Origin of the sequence: Methanobrevibacter sp., assembly GCF_036307625.1 — an archaeon.
GTDB lineage: Archaea > Methanobacteriota > Methanobacteria > Methanobacteriales > Methanobacteriaceae > Methanocatella.
The window spans coordinates 1-6,252 of the sequence record NZ_JAXJXF010000137.1 but is presented as its reverse complement, the minus strand read 5'-3'; the positions used below and the strand labels follow the sequence as shown (position 1 = coordinate 6,252).

Below are 6,252 nucleotides of genomic sequence, written 5' to 3'. Positions count from 1 at the left end.
TGCAAGTTCTCGGGGAAGCTAGGGACATGTCCGGTAGCATTGCTGAAAACTACCTCACTATGGGTAAACAGTCAGATGACGACCCATATGATCATGTGATGGCTGTTGAAAACCACTCTGTAGTAATGGCACGTACCGGTGCTAGGGCATCCATGTTGAACCTTACTCAGATTACTGCTTGTGTAGGACAACAAGCGGTTAGGGGTGGACGTATCGAAAGGGGATACTTGAACAGAACCTTGCCTCACTTCAAAAAAGGTGAGTTAGGGGCTAAGGCTAAAGGATTTGTACACTCAAGTTACAAGTCAGGTCTTGACCCAATCGAGTTCTTCTTCCACGCTATGGGGGGAAGAGAAGGTCTTGTAGATACAGCGATTCGTACCGCACAATCCGGTTACATGCAAAGAAGACTCGTAAACGCATTGCAAGATTTACAAGTTAAACAGTCAGGACTCGTTACCGACAACCAGGGCAATGTTATCCAAACCATGTTCGGTGAAGATGGTGTGGACCCTGCAAAATCTGACTTCGGTAAACCGGCTGACTTGAATAAACTTATTGACGAAATCAGAATGGAAGGTAAGTAGGTGTAACTATGGATGATATTATAATTAAGATAAACGACACAATTGCTGAAATCAACAATGCTGAAAATCTCAACATTGATTTTCCAGATAGTTATATCGAAGATTTAGCCAAAGCTTATATTCAAAATGATTTATCTGATGATGAATTAAGAAAACTCATTATCAAGCTTAAAAATGCCTATGACCGAGCTCATGTTGAAGCTGGAGAGGCTGTTGGAACAGTAGCTGCTCAATCTGTTGGTGAACCTGGTACTCAGATGACTATGCGTACTTTTCACTATGCAGGGGTAACTGAGCTAAACGTAACATTAGGTCTTCCGAGACTTATTGAGATTGTTGATGCAAGAAAAGAGATTGCTACTCCAACTATGGATATTTATTTTGATGAAGAAAGATGTGACGATGAAGAGTTTGTCAGAACTTTGGCTAACAAAATTGGTAAAAGTACTATAAATGATATTCTTTCTGATTTCAATTTAAATTATGGTACTATGGAAGTTGAAGCAATTTTAGATAGTAAAAAGATTGAGGAAAAAAGACTTGATCGTGAAGAAATCAATGCTATTATTGAAAAAACTTTCAAGAAAGCTGTTATTAATAATGATGAAATTGTTATTCCATCAGGAAAAAGCGATTCCAAAACCGAACCTAAATTTGAAATTAGGGAACTTCGTCTCTTGGCAGACAAGGTTCGTGATTTGCAAATCAGTGGTATAAAAGGTATTGGAAAAGTTATTATTCGTCGTGATGATGAATGGATTATCCATACCGAAGGGTCAAACCTTAAAGAAATTCTTGATATGGAAGGTATTGACCATGTAAGGACTACCACCAACAATATTCATGAGATTGGTGAAGTTTTAGGAATTGAAGCAGCTCGTCAATCTATTATTAACGAAGCTCAAAATACTCTTTCAGAACAAGGTCTTAGTGTAGATGTAAGGCATATTATGTTAGTTGCCGATATCATGACTTCCGAAGGTGTCGTAAAATCAATCGGAAGACACGGTATTAGTGGTGAAAAATCAAGTGTTTTAGCTCGTGCAGCTTTTGAAGAAACTGGTAAACATTTACTCCGCGCAAGTATTCGCGGTGAAGTGGATGATTTAACTGGTATCATCGAAAATATTATTATTGGACAACCAATACCTCTTGGTACCGGTTCTGTCGGTGTCAAAATGGATTATAAAAATGAATAGGAGGCTAGATGATGGACGTAGATAGAGGAATCAGGGTGGCTGTAGACACTGGTGATGTGACTTTAGGCTCTGAAAAATCAATTCAATCTTTAAAATTAGGAAAAGGTCAACTTGCAGTTGTTGCTAGTAACGCTCCTAAAGAAATTCTTGAAGATGTTGAATATTATGCAAATCTTTCCGAAATTCCATCCATTGTATATGATGGAACTAGTGTGGATTTGGGTTCTGTTTGTGGTAAACCTTTTACTGTTGCTACATTAATCGTAAACGATCCAGGAGATTCTACTATATTAGACGATTTGAGGTAGATTTAAGTGTCTATTAAATTTAGTGCAAATGAAATTAGATACATAGCTCTTTTCGAAAATATGACTGGGGCAATGGTTAAAGATTGCATTATCGATGATGAACATGGAAAAGTTACTTTCGTTGTTAAAAATGGTGACATGGGACTTGCTATAGGTAAAGGTGGAAGTTCCGTATCTAAAGTTCAAAGAGCAGTAGATAAGGGTGTTGAAATCATCGAACTAGACGATGATCCAATACAATTTATTAAAAACGTTTTATCCCCTGCTAAGTTACAATCTGTTAAAGTAAGTCAAAAGCAGTCAGGCGAAAAAATAGCTACTGTCACAGCAGACAATACTAATAAACGTATTGCTATCGGTAAAAACGGAATCAATATTGAAAGAGCTAAATTATTAGCAAATAGACAACATAATATTGATAATATTATTTTAAAATAGCTTTTGGGCTATTTTATTTAATTTATTTTTTTTTAAAAAATTCTTTTTTTTATTTTTATTATATATGGAATACATACCTTTATAAAGGTTGAACTATATAATTTATCATAAGATATCTGTACTGTTTTATAACATGACTATGTGTGCTTTTTGTCATTGTTTTTAATAATTATTTCAAGATATCTTCTTTTAGATAACGTGTTTTATCTAATTAATTATTATTACTGATTAATATCTTCGAATTTAGATTGTACTATAGACTATAGTATAAATCGCAGCGGTGGATTCGTAGATATAAAAGATATTTTAACAAAAAGATTAGAGGAAAAAATATGCCAGGACTTTTTGCTGCAAAAAAACTTAAAAAGAATAGACAAAATTTTAAGTGGAAAGACGTGGATTACAAAAGGAGAGCTTTAAGGTTAGACGTTAAAGCAGACCCTCTCGAAGGAGCTCCTCAAGCAAGAGGAATTGTAATCGAAAAAGTAGGGATAGAAGCAAAACAACCTAACTCTGCTATCCGTAAATGTGTTCGTGTTCAATTAATTAAAAACGGTAAACAATTAACTGCTTTCGCACCAGGTGACGGAGCTATCGGATTTATCGATGAGCACGATGAAGTAATGATTGAAGGAATCGGTGGACCATCCGGAAGATCCATGGGTGATATTCCTGGAGTCCGTTGGAAAGTTTCCAAAGTTAATAACGTAGCTTTATCAGAAATGGTAAGTGGAAAAATAGAAAAACCTGTAAGATAAGGAGTTATATTTATGAGTAAATTATTCAATAAATGGGATCTCGATGAAGTAAAAGTTGAGGACTTAGGTTTAGTAAAATATATCTGCTTAGATGAGACTTTAGTTCCACATACTTCTGGTAGACATGTAAAAAGACAATTCGCAAAATCTAAAGTTTCTATTGTTGAAAGATTAATGAACAAAGTTATGAGAACTCATCTCAACTCTGGTAAAAAGAATAAAGCTTACAACATTGTTAAAGAAGCATTAGAAATTATCAATAGAAGAACTAAAAAGAATCCTGTTCAAGTTTTAGTTACTGCAGTCGAAAACACTGCACCTCGTGAAGAAACTACTCGTATCAAATACGGTGGTATTGGATACCAAGTTGCTGTGGACATTTCCCCACAAAGAAGAGTAGACCTTTCATTAGGATTCTTAACTAGAGGTACTTTACAATCTTCATTCAAAAACAGAAAATCTGTTGCTGAATGTTTAGCTGATGAATTAATTCTTGCTTCCGAAGAAGATTCAAGAAGTTTTGCTTTACAAAAAGCTGAAGAGAAAGAAAGAGTTGCTAAAGCAGCACACTAATCATATAACGTTTATATAGGTGATTATTTTGAGTAGAAGAGACAGAATGATTGCAAAAATCAAAGAATTGATGTACGAACCTGAACAAATCAGAAACATTGGTATCTGTGCTCACATCGACCACGGTAAAACTACCTTATCTGATAACTTACTTGCAGGTGCAGGAATGATTTCCGAAGAACTTGCAGGGGATCAAAGATTCTTAGATTTTGACGAACAAGAGCAAGCACGTGGTATTACCATTGATGCTGCTAACGTATCCATGGTGCACGATTACAAAGACAGTGAATACTTAATTAACTTAATCGATACTCCTGGGCACGTTGACTTCGGTGGAGACGTAACTCGTGCTATGAGAGCTGTAGACGGTGCAGTTGTAGTTGTTTGTGCTGTAGAAGGTATCATGCCTCAGACTGAAACTGTATTCAGACAAGCATTAAAAGAAAATGTTAAACCAGTTTTATTCATTAACAAAGTTGACAGATTAATCAACGAGTTAAAGTTACAACCTGAAGAATTACAAAACAGATTCTTGAAAATCTTCATGGAAGCTAACAAATTGATCAAAAACATGGCTCCTGAAGAAAAACAAGAAGAATGGAAATTAGACTTCACTGACGGTAGTGTAGCATTCGGTTCAGCATACCACAACTGGGCGATCAATGTTCCAACTATGCAAGAAACTGGAATTAACTTTAAAGATATCATCGATTATTGTAACGCTGATAATGAAAAAGAATTAGCTCAAAAAGTACCTTTATCCGACGTATTGCTCGGTATGGTAGTAGAACACTTGCCTTCCCCTAAAGAAGCTCAAGTATACAGAGTACCTAACATATGGGATGGAGACATCGAATCTCCTGCTGGTAAATGTATGGTAGATACCGCTCCTGAAGGACCTTTGGCTGTAATGGTTACCAACGTATCTGTTGACAAACACGCTGGTGAAATCGCAACCGGTAGGGTTTACGGTGGTTCTATCGAAAAAGGTACTGAAGTTTATCTCGTAGGTTCTCACGGTAAATCCAGAGTACAACAAGTAGGTGTATACTTCGGTCCTGAAAGAGTTAACACTGACAAAGTTCCTGCTGGTAACATTGTATACGTTGCTGGTGCAAAAGGAGCTATCGCAGGGGAAACTCTCTGTTCACCTGAAGACAAAATCAAAGAGTTCGAAGGTTTAGAACACATTTCCGAACCTGTAGTTACTGTTGCTGTAGAAGCTAAAAACACCAAAGACTTACCAAAATTGATTGAAGTTTTAAGACAAACCGGTAAAGAAGACCCTACAGTTAAAATCGATATTAACGAAGAAACTGGTGAACACTTAGTATCCGGTATGGGAGAACTTCACTTGGAAGTTATCGGTTACAGAATTAAAGACAAAGGTGTAGACATTACTACTTCAGAACCTATTGTTGTATACAGGGAAACCGTAAGAAAATTATCTCCACAAGTTGAAGGTAAATCCCCTAACAAACACAACAGATTCTACATTACTGTTGAACCTATCGAACAAAGTCTTTTCGATGCTATTGCTGAAGGTGACATTAAAGAAGGAAGAGTCAAAGGTAAAGAATCAGCTAACGACTTTATGGAAGCTGGACTTGACAAAGAAGAAGCTAGAAGAGTATGGGCTGTACACAACAGAAGCATATTCCTCAACATGACTCGTGGTATTCAATACTTGGATGAAGTTAAAGAGTTATTACTCGAAGGATTTGAATCCACTTTAGAAAGTGGTCCATTAGGTGAAGAAATCTCCATGGGATTAAAATTCAAACTCCACGATGCAAAACTTCACGAAGACGCAGTTCACAGAGGACCTGCACAAGTATTACCTGCTATCAGAAACGCAATCTTAGGTTCCATGATGTTAGCAGAACCTGCTTTACTCGAACCTATGCAAAAAGTAGTTATCGATACTCCTAACGATTATATGGGTGCATGTACTCGTGAGATTCAAAACAGAAGAGGTCAAATTGTCAACATGGGTCAAGAAACCGGTGACATGGCTAGAATTGAATCCAAAGTACCTGTAGCTGAAATGTTTGGTTTCGCTGGAGATATCAGATCCGCTGCTGAAGGTAGATGTTTATGGTCTACTGAAATCGCTGGATTCGAACCACTCCCACGTGAAATGCAAAATCAAATTGTAAGGGAAATCAGACAAAGAAAAGGTTTATCTGCTGAACCATTCCCTCCAAGCCACTACTTAGGAGATTTATAAACTTAAAATTTAAAAATTTATATTTTTAATTTTTTTATATTTTTTATTAAAAATTACTAGAAAAAACATTATCTATTTATATGTTGAAGTATAAAGTTTATTTAAGCTAACATTTAAGCTTATAGATATTGTTTGTTAATATTACAAAAGAGGTTATAT

6 protein-coding genes and 1 pseudogene are annotated in these 6,252 nt (G+C 36.1%); all 7 read left to right on the top strand.

Features of this window, described 5'->3' with window-relative positions:
• Window positions 1-587 (top strand): annotated as a pseudogene (locus UIB65_RS08860) (DNA-directed RNA polymerase subunit A'); the annotation flags it as partial.
• A gap of 8 nt (window positions 588-595) precedes the next feature.
• On the top strand, window positions 596-1,786 hold the full coding sequence (gene rpoA2 / locus UIB65_RS08855; protein WP_330041017.1) for a DNA-directed RNA polymerase subunit A'': 1,191 nt from the start codon (window positions 596-598) through the stop codon (window positions 1,784-1,786).
• Window positions 1,787-1,794: 8 nt separating this feature from the next.
• Entirely contained in the window at window positions 1,795-2,094 is a 300-nt protein-coding gene (locus tag UIB65_RS08850; protein WP_330041015.1) for a 50S ribosomal protein L30e, read from the top strand.
• A 6-nt stretch (window positions 2,095-2,100) separates the two neighbouring features.
• The gene (locus tag UIB65_RS08845; RefSeq protein WP_296893997.1) at window positions 2,101-2,532 is read left to right on the top strand and encodes a NusA-like transcription termination signal-binding factor; all 432 of its coding nucleotides are present in this window, start codon (window positions 2,101-2,103) and stop codon (window positions 2,530-2,532) included.
• A 332-nt stretch (window positions 2,533-2,864) separates the two neighbouring features.
• Window positions 2,865-3,290, top strand: a complete 426-nt coding sequence (locus tag UIB65_RS08840) for a 30S ribosomal protein S12 (protein WP_067044341.1) — start codon at window positions 2,865-2,867, stop codon at window positions 3,288-3,290.
• A 12-nt stretch (window positions 3,291-3,302) separates the two neighbouring features.
• Complete coding sequence (locus UIB65_RS08835) at window positions 3,303-3,863, top strand: 30S ribosomal protein S7 (RefSeq protein WP_296893993.1); 561 nt, start codon at window positions 3,303-3,305, stop codon at window positions 3,861-3,863.
• 28 nt (window positions 3,864-3,891) lie between these two features.
• Entirely contained in the window at window positions 3,892-6,093 is a 2,202-nt protein-coding gene (locus UIB65_RS08830; protein ID WP_330041014.1) for an elongation factor EF-2, read from the top strand.
• Window positions 6,094-6,252: the final 159 nt, after the last annotated feature.

Coding starts and splice junctions, on each gene's coding strand:
- rpoA2 (WP_330041017.1), top strand. CDS start 596: ATGGATGATATTATAATTAAGATAAACGACACAATTGCTGAAATCAAC.
- UIB65_RS08840 (WP_067044341.1), top strand. CDS start 2,865: ATGCCAGGACTTTTTGCTGCAAAAAAACTTAAAAAGAATAGACAAAAT.
- UIB65_RS08835 (WP_296893993.1), top strand. CDS start 3,303: ATGAGTAAATTATTCAATAAATGGGATCTCGATGAAGTAAAAGTTGAG.
- UIB65_RS08850 (WP_330041015.1), top strand. CDS start 1,795: ATGATGGACGTAGATAGAGGAATCAGGGTGGCTGTAGACACTGGTGAT.